This is a genomic window from Marivirga tractuosa (genome assembly GCF_042140215.1).
Taxonomy (GTDB): domain Bacteria; phylum Bacteroidota; class Bacteroidia; order Cytophagales; family Cyclobacteriaceae; genus Marivirga; species Marivirga tractuosa_A.
Window position 1 is genome coordinate 4650242 of sequence record NZ_CP159478.1, and the last position, 16205, is coordinate 4666446.

The window sequence follows — 16205 nt, forward strand, 5'->3', positions numbered from 1 at the left end:
GAATATGCGTAGTGCGGGATTTCAAGGTGCTTCACTATCAAATCGTTACTTTGTTTATTAAATGCTTTAAAGTTCAAATTTACCAAATCGCCCCGCATTACGTATATTTATTGTTACCTGCTTTTTTTTATTATTTCCTCAAAGTCAGGAATTAATCCAGAACCTTTATTTCCTACAATTTTGGATAGTCCATATTCAGAGAATTCAATTGCTTTATTATTGTTGTTCAAGAATTGATTCATTCTAGCTAAAAATAATGCTGTTCTAGTCTGAGGTTTTCTGATAAAAGATTTAGTATCTCCGTTCTCAATACTATCAGTCGTAAATTGGGATACAGTTTCTTCCCAATTGTCAAAATGGCTAAAATATGTTTCCCCCTTGTTTGAAATCAATTCTTTCAGTTCAGAAAATAAACTTTCAATCTCTGCGTCTGTTTTGGGAAATTCCCACCAAAAATCATTTTCATCATTAGGAGTCAAGCGAGATGTTATATCCATATCCCAAGTTTTCAGCTTTGACAAATCCTTCTCTACTGGCAGAGGAATAAAATCAAAATGAACACCAGTTTCAATGCAAAATTTTCCACCAGAACTTGATGGTTGAATAGTCAATGCTTTGACAATATTTTCAATATGTTTGTTGTAATCAAAGCCAGTTCCCTTCCATCCATTCTCTCGGAGAAAGGGTGCAAGTTCTTTTGTTACTATTTTCTTAAAATCGGCAGACTTCATATTCTTTTCTATCTGTATTTTTTGTCAATTAATTATCAATCAATCTCTCTATTCGCAGTCAGTTTCCTCGTTGGTAAAATTGCAGGTAACGTTAAGAATATAGGGCGTTTGGCAATTCATTGCTCCAAACGACCAATTCTCTACATGTTTTCTTAAAGGTAATCATTTTCAGCTTTAGCAGCATTTGCCCAATGACCTATATTTAGTGTTGTGGTGTCGTTCTTATTCTAATATATCCAAGCAGCAAATCCAAAGAAACCCCAATAAATTAGATAACAGTTCATTGTTGTCATTGAACTTGCTAGGCTTATCGTCCAAATTTTATTTCTCAAGCTTTTAAATCTGGACCTAAAGGATTGAGCTATGCCGAGAACTGTGAAAATTGGAAATAGGATGGTGCAAAGAGCTAGTAATATAGTTAACATTTGTGGCTCATGAATTTTTTCTATTGTTCCCATAAGGAGATAGAAAATAATACCAAGTAGAAAAAGCGATGAGCCAATTTCAAAGATCAGCTGTGGGCTGAAATCAATCTCTTTCTTCTTGATCATACTTATCAGACGAACTAAAAGTGAAATTTGAGAAGAGCAGATGATTACAAATGAGATAATCAAACTGAAGCCTAGAAATAATATAAAGAAGTAAGGAGTCTTCTTATAAGAAAAGCCTAATGAAGTGTACAATTGATCATTGGATTCATTAAATATGTATTGATATTCATTGTCAATTCCGTTGGGAGAGAAACTGTTCCGTCCTGTTCGAATCATTCTTGATTCCCAGCCTTTCTGACTAGATATTAAGATATTCCCAGTATCGGAATCAACAAAAAGTCCTTCTGTAAATAGTTCAGTTAAAGGATAAAGCAATTGGTTCCGAGGACTTGTCAAAACATAATGCCCTTCTAATGCCATTAGGTTAGCCTCTTTATTTACTTGTTTTGATTTTATCAGTTTCTGAGCAGTTTTTGGAACTAAGTTATGAAAGGCATTAATGACACCATCCACAGTTTTTGTAGCATTAGGTCCGTTTGAAACAACAAAAATACCCAATCCGAGTTCGTGGCAATATTCAAATTCAGAGTTGTATTTATTGATTGAACCACCATGCCCTAGCCATTTTCTACCCTCTCGAAATCGTGGATAAACACCAAGTCTGTAGCCATTTTCGGTTTTATTAAAGGCTTCAATGCTATGATGCGTTTCAAATTCTTTAAATTCACTTTGATCTAAAAATCGCTCACCTTTATTCAAAAGCATCATTAAAAAAGTTCCCATGTCTCGGGAGGAGCTTATTAATGAACCTGTAGGTCTAGTAAAAATATGTTTGAAGGGTAATTCTTTATTAGAGTAAGAATAAGATTTAGCAAGAAGCTGTTGATTGACGTCTTTTAGGCGTATGGAAGAATTTGTCATTCTCAATGGTTTTAGTACCTCCTGACTTATAAAGTCATTGTACCCTCTTCCTGAAACTTTTTCTATTATATAACCTGCTACTAAATAACCTACGTTGGAATATGCGTATTGAGTTCCTGGCTTCCAGCGAGTCTTTAATGAGTTTTCAACAATCTCTAGCCCATTCAATAATGGAAACTCATCATCTGTGACTGGAATACTTCTATCTTTAAAATGGAGTTCATCAAATCCTGAAGTATGCTCCAATAAGTGATAAACCGTTAACGGATATTCATCCTCCCATTGGTTTACAAAAGATAATTCTGGAGCTAGTTTCCCCACTTCATCCTCTAGTTCTAACTTACCTTCTTCTACAAGCTTTAAAATGCCAAGAGCAGTAAATGTTTTAGTGATAGACCCCAAAACAAATAAAGTAGAATCCGTAACTGGATACTTGTTTTCGAGACTAGCATTTCCTAATCCTTTGTAAAATAGAACACTATCCTTATTTACTACGATTACCGATGCTCCAACACTATGATTTTGTGTTATTACATTACTTGCCTCAGATTCTAATTTATGCCAGTCAATTGATTGTGCTTGTGATAATAATGCAGAATTGAGTAAAAACAGAAGAAGTGAGTAGGTTTTAAGATTGCTCATAGCTCAATTCGTTGCCAAAGATGATGCCAAGGTTGCTTGATTCATCAATGCACCACAACAATTGGCTATCGCTATTGTTGATACATATTATTATCGCACTAATCTAATGGATTTTTTATGTTTTTAATAAAATTATTTGCCACATGAGTATAAATTTCGGTGGTACTTAAGTTATTATGACCTAAAAGAGACTGTATACTTCTTAAATCTGTACCTTGCTCTAGCAAATGAGTTGCAAAACTATGCCTTAAAGTATGGGTTCTTACCTTTTTTTAATCCCCGCTTTTGCAACAGCTCTTTTTAATATCGATCTTATCGAACTGCTTGAATAATACTCGCCATTCATTCCTTCGAATAAGTAATTTTTAGGTTTATATTCTGAATAATAAGCTCTTAGTTCGACCAGTAATTTATTACTCAATAATGTGTAGCGGTCTTTTCCTCCTTTAGAATTTTCGATTCTTATCATCATTCTTCCACTATCAACATCACTTATTTTTAGATTGATTAATTCACTTACTCTTAATCCAGCTGAATAGATAGTACTAATCATGCACTTATGTTTTTTATGCTGAATGGAAGAAATGATGCGATTAATCTCATCTTTTGTAAGTACTTCTGGGAGTTTTTCTTTCTTAATTGGGCGTTCAATATCATAAAATCTGTTTGGCATATTCAAAACAACCTCAAAGTAAAATTTAATACTATTAATGGTTTGATTAACAGTCGAGTCACTGTGCCCTAAGCCTATTAAATGTGAAATGTATTGACGGATTTCAATTTCCCCTAATTCCTCTAGTGGTTTATTTTTATAAAAATTTATAAATCCTTCAAATTGGTTTATATAAGTTTTGGCTGTGTTTTGAGCATATTTTTTTAACTCTAGTTTTTGTAAGAAATTTTCTGGACACTTCCTTTTTCCTGAATGATTTTTACTTTCACGGTATTTTTTTTATGCTGAATTGTCCTTCCTTCTTTACGGGATTTTTCAAGGCTGCCTTTTTATAGAAATACTTTCCGTCTATCCATGCTACTCCTTTAAATTGTTCATATATCTTTTGGAGGTTTTTCTCTTTATTAGGCAAATATGCCATCCCATACTGATTGCTCCATTTGATACTAGGCAATTCTTTAACCATAGCTTGTACAACTTTATCAGGATAAAATTTTAATCCAATCATTCGCTGCCCTTTTACTTCCAAATGCCTAAGGCTGATTATCTTGCTGAATTTTTCCATTATATTCTTTTTTAATACAAACACCGATAAAAATTTCGATATTTTAAAGTTTAACCGTAGATTTAAACGTTTAATAAACGTTTAAATCTACGGTTATGAAAAAATGTATGAACTGTGAAAAAGAGTTAGAAGGAAGGGTTGGGAAGAAATTTTGCAGCTCTTATTGTAAATCCAATTACCACTACGCACGCAGAAAAGATAAAGAAGATTCCTTTTTTAAAACAGTTGACAAAAAACTAAAATTGAATCGAAGAATTCTTAAAAACTATAATAGGGCAGGGAAAGCAACAGTAAGAGCAGAGGTGCTAACCAAGCATGGTTTCGATCCAAATTATTTCACTCACTATTGGAAGAACAAGAATGGTGTTGTATATCTATTCTGTTATGAATTTGGGTTTTTGTCTTTTAGGGATGCGAAAGGGGTCAAGAAATTCACCTTGATAAAATGGCAGGGCCATATGGCGAATTGATTTATTGTAGCTTTTGTCCAAGTGGACGCTTGAACAAGGGGGCGTCTTTTTCTCTTCTCAAGAGAATCTCAAATTACCGATTCTTAAAAGCTATACTTCCCATCCCCACATCTAGTAAAAACTCCATGCTTTCATCTGGATTGTCGATGTAGGCTTGATTACCGAAGGTATTATGCCCTATTTTTTCGAAATTTTCGGCCATCTTTATATTGCACAATGGGGAATTATTGAGCCTTATTATTACAGGGATTTCCTTTGGCGGAAGCAATATGTTGAGATTACCCGCTCCTACTGATGCTGTTACTCTGCTATTCATTTTCCAGTCTGATCCGCAATCAATGGATATGGCACCGAAACCAACCTCAGCAATAATTTCCTTAGCTAAAGCGTAATTCAAATCCTTTACTTCTATATTGCCAAAATTAACTTTCACAAAGAATGTATCCATGGCAACCCTGTTCATGATGGCATCCTTATAGGAGAGTTTCACATCTGCGCTGGCGGATTTAATTTTTAATCTCTCAACTGCAAGTCTGCTCAAATCCACATTGGCATCTCCCATTAAATAATTAAGGTTCAAATCAAAGGCTTGATTTTCCGATAGATTAATTTGCCATATATCATGAACCTGATCTGAAGATGAAAAAAAGCTATTGGCTACAGATTCAGTAAAATTTAAGCCCATATGGCTTTTACAAGTTAATTCTGCATCTACTTTTTGGGTATTGTGTAGTTTTTCAATTCTAAAAGAGCTGGCTGCCACGTCATTTTCACTAGCTCCTAATATTAATAATGGCTCAACAGCATCTACTGCATTTAAAAAGGATTTACCTGCTTTGGTAGAAACTTTCAGTTCGATTTTATCAATACCGTTAGCTTCCTTAAGCTCGAAATGCTTATGTAGTTCTTGCCCAACTACTGTTGAAGCAATCAAAGAAAGTGATGTGAAAAATAATATATTCTGTAAAGCCTTAGCCATAATGAAGCTATTACGATGGCATTGTTCAATAGGTTGTTGCTTAAAATAAAAAAACCACTACTCTTTTTAGAATAGTGGTTTAATTTAATGATAAGGTCAAATTGCGCAAGTGACTACTTATGCATTATTTAAGATGAATCCTAATTAAAAAACTCTTTCACTCTGTCAAAAAAGCCTTTATCTGCTTTCGTTGGATTAGGTTTAAAGTTTTCTGATGCTCTCATGCTTTCCAGCATTTCCTTTTCGTTATCAGTCACTTTTTTCGGAGTCCAGACATTCACATGAATTAATTGATCTCCTCTTCCATATCCGTTTACATCACCAACTCCCTTGCCTCTCAATCTTAAGATTTTACCAGATTGGGTACCTGTCTCAATTTTGATTTTTACTTTTCCATCTATAGTCGGTACTTCTACTGTAGTTCCTAAAACGGCATCCACAAAATTTACATAAAGGTCATAAATGATATTGTTACCATCACGCTTCAATAACTCATGCTCGATTTCTTCAATCAGGATAATTAAATCTCCAGCTGCGCCACCCATTGGGGCTTCATTACCTTTGCCTGACATGGATAGTTGCATGCCATCCGTAACGCCTGCTGGAATTTTAACACTGATTACTTCCTCTTTTGACTGAAGACCAGTGTTGTCAACATGAGGTGGCTTTTTATCAATAAATTTACCTGAACCATGACAAGTAGGACATGTGCTGGCCGAAACCATTTGCCCTAGCATGGTATTGGTTACTCGTCTTACTTGACCAGAACCACCACAAGTTTCACATGATTTGTAGGTTACTCCATCGGCTGAAACCAATCGGTTTACTTTGATTTTTTTCTCAGCACCATGAGCTATTTCTTTTAAATCTAGCTTAAGCTTAATGCGAAGGTTAGAACCTCTTCTTCCTCTGCTTCTGCGGCCACCACCAGCTCCACCAAAGAAGCTTTCGAAACCGCCACCTCCGCCACCACCGAAGATGTCGCCAAATTGAGAGAAGATGTCGTCCATGTTCATTCCTCCGCCACCGAAGCCACCTGCTCCGCCTTTCATACCTTCATGACCAAATTGATCATAACGCTGACGTTTTTGAGGATCACGTAACACTTCGTAAGCTTCAGCAGCTTCCTTGAATTTATCTTCTGCTTCTGGGTTATCAGGATTTTTATCAGGGTGAAACTTGATGGCTACTTTTCGGTAAGCCTTCTTTATTTCTGCTTCCGAAGCACCTTTGCTAACACCTAGTATATCGTAATAATCTCTTTTAGCCATCTTATCTATATTCTAATATTTTAAAAAGATAATTTTTTTGATTTGATATTCACTATCAAGCCCAATAGCAAATGGGAACAAAAACCATCTCGTATAATTGCCTAATTAGGTCTATTTATTCTCCTATAACTACTTTTGCGAATCGAATTACCTTATCATTTAATAAGTATCCTTTTTCTACAACATCTACCACTTTGCCTTTCAACTTCTCATCAGGAGCAGGAATTTTAGTAATGGCTTCATGAATTTCAGGGTCGAATTCTATCCCTGGCTCATTGTCCATTGCTTTCAGTCCTTTATTGATTAAGGTCTTTTCAAATTTGTTTTTAATTAAAGAAAAGCCTTCTTTCAATCCTTCATTTTCAGACTGGTCTTCAAAAGATTTTTCTGCTCTTTCGAAATCATCCATAACAGGTAAAAGATCAGAAATTAGCTCTTCAGAAGCATTTTTCACTAATTCCAATCGCTCTTTGGCATTTCTTCTTCTGAAATTCTCGAATTCAGAATACAACCTCAAGAATTTATCTTTCGACTCTGCCAGTTCAATTTCCAACTTCTCGAAATCTGACAATTCTTCATCTTTAGCCTGAGCCTCTGCTTCTGCCGCTTTTTCTTCTTCTGATCTGTCGTCCTGACTTTCCTGTTCAGGATTTTGCTCGTCTTTTATATCTTCCGCAGTTTCTGCTTCTTTATTCAAATCTTTTTCGTCTATATCTTCTTTAGCCATAACTATATTATGTTATTCAATCTAATTTTCAGCTTAGGTGAACAAGGAGTTTGCCAACTGGTAGTTCACTGACAAGATGACATTAAGCATTTATAGCCTTCCAAATCATGTCTTTAAGCTCGTTTATGTTGTATTGTGTTAGAGATGAAATAAAAACATGCTCTAAATCATGGGGTAATTCTTTTTTCAGTTCTTGCATGAGCTCTTCATCCAAAAGATCAGATTTTGTGATGGCCAAAAGTCGATTTTTATCCAATAATTCAGGATTGTATTCCTTTAACTCATTGATTAAAATCTGATATTCCTTTTTCACATCTTTACTGTCGGCAGGTATCATGAAAAGCAATATGGAATTTCTCTCGATATGTCTTAAAAAGCGAGTCCCTAACCCTTTTCCAGCTGCTGCACCTTCAATTATTCCAGGTATATCTGCCATTACAAAAGATCGGTGATCACGGTAAGGAATCACTCCCAGGTTTGGAGTTAAGGTCGTGAAAGCATAATCAGCAATTTCAGGTTTGGCTGCCGAAACCACAGAAAGCAAGGTACTTTTCCCCGCATTTGGGAAACCAACTAAGCCAACATCAGCTAATAATTTAAGCTCTAAAATAATCCATTCCTCTTTACCGTCTTCACCAGGTTGAGCATAGCGAGGTGTTTGATTGGTGGCCGTTTTGAAATTAGCATTACCTAATCCTCCTCTACCACCTTCGGTCAATATTTTCTCTTCGCCTTCTTCTGTTATTTCAAACCTTACTTCACCCGTTTCGGCATCTTTGGCAACAGTTCCTAATGGCACTTCCAAGATAATATCTTTTCCATCAGCACCAGAACTTCTTGCTCCTCCGCCATTTTCACCACCATCGGCTATTACGTGTTTTTTGTACTTCAAATGGAGAAGCGTCCAAAGCTGGGTGCTGCCTTTTAAAATGATGTTTCCGCCACGACCACCGTTTCCACCATCGGGACCGCCTTTGGGTACATGCTTTTCTCTTCGCATAGAAACAGCACCTGCACCACCTTTACCGGAACGAGAGCAGAATTTAATATAATCAATAAAATTGGGATTGGACATGGGACTAAATTTTAAGGCGCAAATTTAGTTTAATTTAAGCAGGAAATAAAAAAGCCGACCTATTTTGAATAAGTCGGCTTCTGAAGAATTCAATATATTCTATTTTAATTTATCAATTTCACTTGAAATTTTACCAAAAATCTCGTCTATTGTGCCCACTCCGTGGATTTTTACAAATTTACCCTCGCCATCGTAATAGTTGGCAACTGGTAAAGTTTCTTCTTGGTAAACCTTAATTCTATTTTCAATTTTGGCTTCATCCTGATCATCCGTTCTGCCAGAAGTCTTGCCTCTTTCTTTAATTCGCTTTTTTAATTCCTCTTCAGGAACATCCAAAGCAATCATTCCAGCAATTTTCTCACCCTTTTCTTCCAATAAGGTGTCCAAAGCTTTTGCCTGAGGAACTGTTCTAGGGAAGCCATCAAAAATATAACCACTACTGCTGTCTTGGGTTTCTTTGATTTTTTCATCCACCATGCCAATTACCACTTCATCAGGCACTAAATTGCCTTCATCCATGTATTTCTGGGCTAGTTTTCCTAAGTCCGTTCCTTCTCCCAAATGCTTTCTGAATAAATCCCCAGTGGCAATATGGGTTAATTTATATTTATCAATTATTTTTTCGCTTTGTGTGCCTTTTCCCGCTCCGGGAGGGCCAAATAATATAATATTCAACATGATTGTAATTTAAATAGAGCCTTTTAGGCAATTACACGAATAAAATTTATAACTATTTTATATTCAGTAACTAATAATGAATTTTAGTGAAATTAATTATCAGATCTCATTTAATAGAAAATCAAATATAAAAGTTTTATGTTAAAAATTATCAAATTTAACTTAATTGATATATTTCCTTTAATTCCCTACCAAGGCCTTCATAATCCAAGCCATAGCCTACAACGAATTTATTGGGAATTTCAAAACCTACAAAATCTGGCTTTTCGGCTTTTTCCTGAGCATCAGGTTTATGCAATAATGTAGCTACTTTAATTGATTTCGTACCCAAATCTTTAAAAGCCTCCAATAGATGTTCCAAAGTTGTTCCCGTATCGACTATGTCTTCCAAAATTAAAATATCCCTACCAAATACATTCTCTTTCAAGCCTAAAATTTCCCTCACTTTTCCTGTGGTTTTAAGCGCTTCATACGAGGCTACTCGAATAAAGGTCACCTCAATTGGCGTTTTAATTGTTCTTATCAAATCAGCCGTAAAAATAAACGAGCCATTTAATACACTTACAAAAAGCGGTTTTTCACCTTCATAAGCCTTACTGATTTCAGCTCCAAGCTCATTAATCCTTTTACTAATTTCTTCTGCTGAAATATAAGGTATGAATTCCTTGTCAATAATCTTGATCATCTTATAATTCCTTCATTAAGAATTGGTACATGGCTACCATAGCCTCTATATCTTTTTTATGAACTTTTTCATCGGGAGAATGTACATTATCCTCTGGCGCACCAATAAAACACCAATCAATTGGGTAAGGGGATTCTTGTAATTCACGCCCATCACTGCCTCCACTAGCTTCCACTTCCAATTGATATGGGATTCCTGAATTATCTGCCATGTTTTGAATCATTTGCACGAATGATTGCCGGGGAACATTTCGATCACGCATAGAAATGGCTACTCCTTTTCCATGCTCAACTCCTTCTGTCACCCAGGTGATATCAGAAATTAAGGCTTGATGAATTCCATATTGCTCCACCATGAATTTTGCCAAAAAGGGAACGGTACCTCCACCATGTTCTTCATAAGCAGAAAAAACTATCATACCATTTTCTAGTGTCTCAGCTAATTTGAGGCAATTAAAAATGCCTAACCTATTATCTAGATAACATGATTGCACATAATCTTCAGTTTCTCTAAAATCACATTCAAAAGTTAGGCTGGCTCCTCTGTCAATTCCTCTTCCAAATTTATAAAAGGTATGATTTTCCTCATTCAGTTCTAAGTCGCATGCAATCGGCCCTAATGAATCCTCTCCTTTTAATTTATAGCCATTCTTAGCCTCAGGTCCTCCAATAGGAATAAGTTGGTTTTCGTAACGCACTGTAAACCCAACTGAATCCATATGGGCAAAAACAGCAGTGGTAGGCTCACCAAAAACTAGCACTAGACAATCCTGAAAATCTTCACCATGATGAAGCTTGGGTTTTACTTTCCAATCAGATTGATTTTGCTTGATGTATTGAAGCAAGAAATTTTTCATCATATATTCTTCTCCTGAAGGAGAATGAATACCGCATAATTGCTGAAGTAGTTCGTAATTTATCATTAGCGCAAAGTTAAAATCTTTTAAGAGCAGAAATGAAATTCCTATCGGGATATTTCCATTTTTTAATTTTTTTCTTAAAAAATAAAATTATATTTAGGTTTTGACACCAAAAAATGTCAATCTACTTCCAATAATGTACATTTTAGACAAAGAAAATAGCATTGCAAATCATTTTTTAGCTGAATTGCGAGAAATCGATATTCAAAAAGACCGCTATAGATTTAGAAGAAATCTTGAAAGAATAGCTGAAATATTAGCTTACGAAATCTCAAAATCTTTATATTTTCAAAACAAGGAAATCCAAACCCCATTGGAAAAAACCGCTGTTGCCTTAATGCACGATTTCCCCGTAATAGTGAGTGTATTAAGAGCAGGATTACCTTTTCATCAAGGTTTTCTTAATATATTCGATCATGCAGATTCTGGTTTTATTGGCGCATATCGAAAACATGGTGAGGGAGATGAATTTGAAATTGCCATGGGATATGAGGCGCTTCCTCCAATATCAGGCAGGGTTGTTATTCTTGCAGACCCAATGCTTGCAACAGGCAAATCTTTAATAAAAGCTGTTGAACATATAAGTAAAATTGGTAAGCCTGAAAAGTTTATCATTGCTGCTGCGATTGGTACCCCAGAAGGAATTCAAAATTTAGATGAAAGTCTCAAGGTAGATTTTGAAGTATATTTAGGTTCTTTGGACCGAGAACTAAATGAAAAAGCCTATATTTTACCTGGGCTTGGAGATGCTGGAGATTTAAGTTTCGGACAAAAACATACACATTAACATAATAGATGCCTCTATCAAACACCATATTGCTAATAGTTGGGTTGGCTGTCCTCATTCTAGGCGGAGAATTATTAGTGAGAGGCGCTTCAAGAATAGCTTTAAGATTAAAAATGTCTCCGTTAGTGGTGGGGGTAACTATTGTTGCTTTTGGCACATCAGCCCCCGAATTACTAATTAGTATTCAGGCTGCCTTAGCAGGAAGTCCTGACATTACTATGGGAAATGTTATAGGATCTAATATTTGCAATCTTGCATTGGTATTAGGTATTACAGCATTGATAGCTCCCATTCCAGTCAATTCTGATTCCATTAAAATTGATTGGCCTATGACTATGGGCTGTACCATATTATTATACTTTTTGATTCAGGAAGGATATGTGAACGATTATGAGGGGATAGGATTTATTTTACTATTGCTCCTCTACATGTTTTTCATAATCCGCAGATCAAGAAAAAACCATATGGCCTAGTAGATTTAGGAATTGAGGTTGAACCCCCTTCTGAAGGTTCCAGAAAGAATATGATTAAAGATTTTTCTTTAATCGCAATTGGTGGGGCTGGACTTTATTTCGGATCTGATTGGTTTGTGAACAGTGCCAAGGATTTAGCCATTTACATGGGGATCAGTGAGCGAATAGTTGGCATTACAGTGGTGGCCTTAGGTACTAGTTTACCTGAATTAGTGACCTCCGTTGTTGCAGCCTTTAAGAAAGAAACCGATATGGCTCTAGGTAATTTAATGGGATCCAATATTTTCAATATTCTTTCCATTTTAGGAATTACTAGCCTTATAGCAGAAATAGAAGTTAGTGAAGTTATTATTAACTCTGACATGATCTGGATGATGGGTATCACGCTCTTGATACTTCCATTTATGGCAATCAATAAAACTGTTGACCGCTATGAAGGCTTAATTTTAGTGGGGATTTATATTTATTATACCATTAACGTTATTTCATAGATTTTTAGAAATTATTCATCCTGATCTTCATCAGGCAACATTTCTATATCCTGAATTAACACCTTTTTAGAAATGCTTTGACCCGTTAATGTAGCCGCTAAACCACCCATTGCCGTTTCTTTATATTTAGTTTCCATACTTTGACCCACTTCACCTAATGCATCTACGCATTCATCAACAGGAATAACACCACTTACATTGGATAAAGCAATTTGGGCAGAAGAATTGGCTATTGCTGCAGCACTTGCATTTCTTACTACGCAAGGCACTTCCACTAGTCCTGCTACGGGATCGCAAACCAAGCCTAACATGCACTGAATGGTAATAGCAACGGCATTAAACACCTGATCTGTATCTCCTCCTAAACAATATACTATTGCTCCAGCAGCCATTGCTGCAGCACTTCCTGTTTCCGCTTGGCAACCACCAACTGCACCTGCTAAAGATGCTTTTTGCTCTATTATTAATGCAATTCCAGCACCAACCAAAAGCCCTTCTAATATTTTTCTATCCTCCAATCCGTGGATTTCTTGTAGGGTATACATGGTGCCAGGTAAAATTCCGCTGGCTCCAGCTGTAGGTGCAGCCACTACTCTTCCCATGCAAGAGTTCACTTCTTTAGCTGCCAATGCTCTGGCAATTAACTTCTGAAAATTTGGGTCTAAAACTGTTAAAGGATTTTGATATACTTTTTTTGCTCCATTATTGATCATTCCTGAACGAGATTGCATATCTTCTTCCAGGCCTGTCTTTACAGCATCACGCATTACATCATAGGCTTTTTGCAAATTTTCCCACACGAAATCTGCATCTTTACCCTTTTGGTCTTTTTCATATTCCAATACGGGTTCAAAAAGTTTAACACCTTTCTCCTCACAGTATTCTTTCCATTCTTTGAATTCACTAAAAAGTATTGACATAACAGTATAGATTTAGCCTAATGCATTAATCGGCAAAGAAACATAAAAGTTTAGCATTATTATAATTCAGAAGCATAATATGAATGTATATTTGCAACATGGAATTAAAAAACGATCTGCTGCTGCGGGCGGCAAAAGGCGAGAAAGTAGAAAGAACTCCTGTTTGGCTGATGAGACAAGCTGGAAGGATCCTACCTGAATATAGAAAAGTGAGAGCAAGTGTTAGTGGCTTTATTGAACTAGCACAAACTCCCGAATTGGCAGCTGAAGTTACCATACAGCCTGTTGACATCCTTGATGTAGATGCAGCCATAATTTTTTCTGACATTTTAGTGATTCCTGAAGCTATGGGATTGCCTTATGAAATGATAGAAAAAAGGCCCTCGTTTCCCTGAAACTATTCAATCTAAAGCTGATGTAGAGAAATTAAGAGTTGCTGATGTAGAAGAAAGCCTCTCTTATGTAACTAAGGCTATTGAAATTACAAAAAGGGATTTGAATGGCAGAGTTCCATTAATTGGTTTCGCTGGGGCACCATGGACTATTCTTGCCTATATGGTGGAAGGATCAGGCAGCAAAACATTCTCTAAAGCAAAAGCTATGCTTTACACAGATCCTGAATTATCTCACCAACTTTTAAATAAAATCACGGATAGCACTATCGCTTATTTAAAAGCTCAAATTAAAGCTGGAGCAGATTTAGTGCAAGTTTTTGATAGCTGGGCAGGAATTTTATCCCATGAACAATACAAAGAATTTTCTATTCCATATTTACGGAAAATTGCTGATGCAATTCAAGATGTCCCAAAGACTGTTTTTGCCAAAGATGCACATGCTGCATTTGCAGATTTAAGCCAACTCGATTACCAGACAATAGGATTAGACTGGACAATGAATCCAAAAAGTGTTCGAGATATCGTTGGGGCAAATAAAACCTTGCAAGGAAATCTTGATCCATGTGCGCTTTATGCTGATAAAGCAACTATACAAAAACATACCAAAAGTATGTTGGAACAATTTAGTCCAGGAAGACATATAGCCAATTTAGGACATGGAGTTTATCCTGACATCAATCCTGATCATGTAAAATATTTTATAGAGGCCGTAAAAGAATACAGCCAAAAATAACTTCTGAAACAGAAAAAGAAATAAAAGGCAAAGAATCCATCTTTGCCTTTTCTATATCTTACCTAATAAATAATAACCAAACTAATACCAGTAGTGGCAATAAGAATGGGATGGAATATCTAATAATATAACCAAAGAAAGATGGCATTTTAATACCGACTTGCTCTGCAATAGATTTCACCATAAAGTTAGGGCCATTCCCAATATAGGTCATAGCGCCAAAGAAAACAGCTGCAATAGAAATTGCGGTTAAATCTGCTACTGAGTCATAAAAGACCCCTCCATTTGCAAATTGGGTTACCTCAGCCAATACTGAAATACTTCCTCCCTGAGATGCCATAGCTGCAGCTAAGAAATTTAAATAAGTAGGTGCATTATCTAAAAAGCCTGAAAGAACTCCTGTCCCCCAGTAAAGCGTATTATGTGTAATCAAAGCTGCCCCAGTTTCAGATTTTGCAAAATCACCAACCAAATCCAAAGCAGGCATCATGGTACCGAAAATACCTACAAATATAAATGCTACTTCTCGAATAGGTTCAAAGCTGAATTCATTTAGCTCATGAACTTTATCCTTAGCAAATTTATAGGATAGATAGGTTACACTTAGCATGATCACCTCTCGAATGTAAGAGAATTGTTGCCCATCATATGTTATTCCCGGAACCCAAGAGAATACATTAGGATCAATAAAAACAGAAATAATAATAACGATTAACCAAAGAAAATTACGCTTTCCATTGATTGTGATTTTGTTGTCGAAAACTTCTTTTTCGTCTTCTTCGACTCCTGATTTATTTCTTCTGTCAAGAAAATAAAAGGCTACAGACAAAATGACTAAAGCAAATATCCAGGCTGGCCAGTTGTGTTCTAGCGTCCAGAAAAACGGAACCCCTTTTAAGAATCCTAAGAAAAGCGGAGGGTCACCAATTGGCGTTAAAGAACCTCCAATATTACTCACCATGAAAATGAAAAAGATAATATGGTAAGCTTTAATTCTGTTTTTGTTTAACCGTATGAATGGTCGAATTAATAACATTGAAGCCCCAGTAGTACCAATTAAATTAGAAACTGCCGCTCCAATCAATAGCATGATAATGTTTACTATTGGGGTAGACTTTTTATTGACCTTAATTACAATTCCACCAGAAGCAATATAAAGGGAGGCTAATAAGGATATAAATTGAATATACTCAAAAGCGGCATGGACAGGACTGTGGACATTATGGATCACAAACAAATAATAACTCACCACCAGAACTGCCAAAACAACTGCGATTTTCGGATAATTCTTATGCCAAAAATGTTCGTAAAAAAGTGGGCCAGTTGCTATCATCAATAACAACAACACAAAAGGGATTACCGTCCAGGCTGGTGCCGAATGGTGCCCCTCTTCCTCATTTTCTACATTTTCAGATGCTTCTTCTTGATTACCATCTTCTTGATTACCATCTTCCACAAGCTCTGTTGAAACTTTTGAGTCCGTAGAAAAAGCCTTTGGAACAAAAAAGGTGGTAAATAATAAGGTCAAAAATATTGCTGAAATAGAAAATAGTGATGTTCTCATGCAAATGATTTTTCA

18 protein-coding genes and 2 pseudogenes are annotated in these 16205 nt (G+C 36.0%); 5 read left to right on the top strand and 15 right to left on the bottom strand.

Annotated features, from left to right (window positions below; all coding sequences use genetic code 11):
• Nucleotides 1–113: 113 nt before the first annotated feature.
• The 6 genes and pseudogenes from ABWH96_RS20665 to ABWH96_RS20690 all read right to left on the bottom strand — a co-directional run bounded on the left by ABWH96_RS20665 (nucleotide 114) and on the right by ABWH96_RS20690 (nucleotide 4023).
• Nucleotides 114–731 (bottom strand): DUF4304 domain-containing protein, encoded by a 618-nt coding sequence (locus ABWH96_RS20665; RefSeq protein WP_375579380.1) that lies wholly within the window; start codon nucleotides 729–731, stop codon nucleotides 114–116.
• A gap of 227 nt (nucleotides 732–958) precedes the next feature.
• Nucleotides 959–2785 carry a serine hydrolase domain-containing protein gene (locus ABWH96_RS20670; protein WP_375579381.1) on the bottom strand — a complete coding sequence of 609 codons (1827 nt, stop codon included), beginning with the start codon at nucleotides 2783–2785 and terminating at the stop codon, nucleotides 959–961.
• A gap of 98 nt (nucleotides 2786–2883) precedes the next feature.
• Nucleotides 2884–3012: a tyrosine-type recombinase/integrase gene (locus ABWH96_RS20675; RefSeq protein ID WP_375579382.1), complete on the bottom strand. Its 129-nt coding sequence runs from the start codon at nucleotides 3010–3012 to the stop codon at nucleotides 2884–2886.
• A 35-nt stretch (nucleotides 3013–3047) separates the two neighbouring features.
• Entirely contained in the window at nucleotides 3048–3458 is a 411-nt protein-coding gene (locus ABWH96_RS20680) for a tyrosine-type recombinase/integrase (RefSeq protein ID WP_375579383.1), read from the bottom strand.
• A 60-nt stretch (nucleotides 3459–3518) separates the two neighbouring features.
• A pseudogene (locus ABWH96_RS20685) lies at nucleotides 3519–3629 on the bottom strand (hypothetical protein); the annotation flags it as partial.
• Between the two features lie 94 nt (nucleotides 3630–3723).
• Nucleotides 3724–4023 carry a hypothetical protein gene (locus ABWH96_RS20690; protein ID WP_375579384.1) on the bottom strand — a complete coding sequence of 100 codons (300 nt, stop codon included), beginning with the start codon at nucleotides 4021–4023 and terminating at the stop codon, nucleotides 3724–3726.
• 95 nt (nucleotides 4024–4118) lie between these two features.
• Between ABWH96_RS20690 and ABWH96_RS20695 the strand changes: the two genes are divergently transcribed.
• A complete protein-coding gene (locus tag ABWH96_RS20695) occupies nucleotides 4119–4493 on the top strand; it encodes a hypothetical protein (RefSeq protein ID WP_375579385.1) in 375 nt (124 codons plus the stop codon).
• A gap of 73 nt (nucleotides 4494–4566) precedes the next feature.
• Here the strand turns inward: ABWH96_RS20695 and ABWH96_RS20700 are convergent, their stop codons facing one another.
• The 7 genes from ABWH96_RS20700 to ABWH96_RS20730 form a co-directional block, all read right to left on the bottom strand.
• On the bottom strand, nucleotides 4567–5472 hold the full coding sequence (locus ABWH96_RS20700) for a hypothetical protein (protein ID WP_375579386.1): 906 nt from the start codon (nucleotides 5470–5472) through the stop codon (nucleotides 4567–4569).
• Between the two features lie 140 nt (nucleotides 5473–5612).
• Nucleotides 5613–6743, bottom strand: a complete 1131-nt coding sequence (gene dnaJ / locus ABWH96_RS20705; protein WP_375579387.1) for a molecular chaperone DnaJ — start codon at nucleotides 6741–6743, stop codon at nucleotides 5613–5615.
• Nucleotides 6744–6858: 115 nt separating this feature from the next.
• Nucleotides 6859–7470, bottom strand: a complete 612-nt coding sequence (locus tag ABWH96_RS20710) for a nucleotide exchange factor GrpE (protein WP_375579388.1) — start codon at nucleotides 7468–7470, stop codon at nucleotides 6859–6861.
• 82 nt (nucleotides 7471–7552) lie between these two features.
• Complete coding sequence (gene obgE, locus ABWH96_RS20715; protein ID WP_375579389.1) at nucleotides 7553–8545, bottom strand: GTPase ObgE; 993 nt, start codon at nucleotides 8543–8545, stop codon at nucleotides 7553–7555.
• A gap of 99 nt (nucleotides 8546–8644) precedes the next feature.
• Nucleotides 8645–9223, bottom strand: a complete 579-nt coding sequence (locus ABWH96_RS20720; RefSeq protein WP_375579390.1) for an adenylate kinase — start codon at nucleotides 9221–9223, stop codon at nucleotides 8645–8647.
• A gap of 157 nt (nucleotides 9224–9380) precedes the next feature.
• Nucleotides 9381–9908, bottom strand: a complete 528-nt coding sequence (gene hpt, locus ABWH96_RS20725) for a hypoxanthine phosphoribosyltransferase (protein ID WP_375579391.1) — start codon at nucleotides 9906–9908, stop codon at nucleotides 9381–9383.
• A gap of 1 nt (nucleotide 9909) precedes the next feature.
• Nucleotides 9910–10830, bottom strand: coding sequence for a M20/M25/M40 family metallo-hydrolase (locus ABWH96_RS20730; RefSeq protein ID WP_375579392.1), 921 nt, complete (start codon nucleotides 10828–10830; stop codon nucleotides 9910–9912).
• 133 nt (nucleotides 10831–10963) lie between these two features.
• Between ABWH96_RS20730 and upp the strand changes: the two genes are divergently transcribed.
• From upp to ABWH96_RS20745, 3 genes are read left to right on the top strand one after another with little or no spacing between them, the layout of a single operon-like run.
• Nucleotides 10964–11614: a uracil phosphoribosyltransferase gene (gene upp, locus ABWH96_RS20735; RefSeq protein ID WP_375579393.1), complete on the top strand. Its 651-nt coding sequence runs from the start codon at nucleotides 10964–10966 to the stop codon at nucleotides 11612–11614.
• Between the two features lie 8 nt (nucleotides 11615–11622).
• Nucleotides 11623–12087, top strand: coding sequence for a sodium:calcium antiporter (locus tag ABWH96_RS20740; RefSeq protein ID WP_375579394.1), 465 nt, complete (start codon nucleotides 11623–11625; stop codon nucleotides 12085–12087).
• A 50-nt stretch (nucleotides 12088–12137) separates the two neighbouring features.
• Entirely contained in the window at nucleotides 12138–12578 is a 441-nt protein-coding gene (locus ABWH96_RS20745; RefSeq protein ID WP_375579395.1) for a sodium:calcium antiporter, read from the top strand.
• 11 nt (nucleotides 12579–12589) lie between these two features.
• On the opposite strand, the gene sdaAA is transcribed toward ABWH96_RS20745, so the two are convergent.
• On the bottom strand, nucleotides 12590–13498 hold the full coding sequence (gene sdaAA / locus ABWH96_RS20750) for an L-serine ammonia-lyase, iron-sulfur-dependent, subunit alpha (protein WP_375579396.1): 909 nt from the start codon (nucleotides 13496–13498) through the stop codon (nucleotides 12590–12592).
• 98 nt (nucleotides 13499–13596) lie between these two features.
• On the opposite strand from sdaAA, the pseudogene hemE reads away from it, so the two are divergent.
• Nucleotides 13597–14626: pseudogene (gene hemE / locus ABWH96_RS20755) on the top strand (uroporphyrinogen decarboxylase).
• A gap of 58 nt (nucleotides 14627–14684) precedes the next feature.
• Here the strand turns inward: hemE and ABWH96_RS20760 are convergent.
• Complete coding sequence (locus ABWH96_RS20760) at nucleotides 14685–16190, bottom strand: sodium:proton antiporter (protein WP_375579397.1); 1506 nt, start codon at nucleotides 16188–16190, stop codon at nucleotides 14685–14687.
• Between the last annotated feature and the right edge of the window lie 15 nt (nucleotides 16191–16205).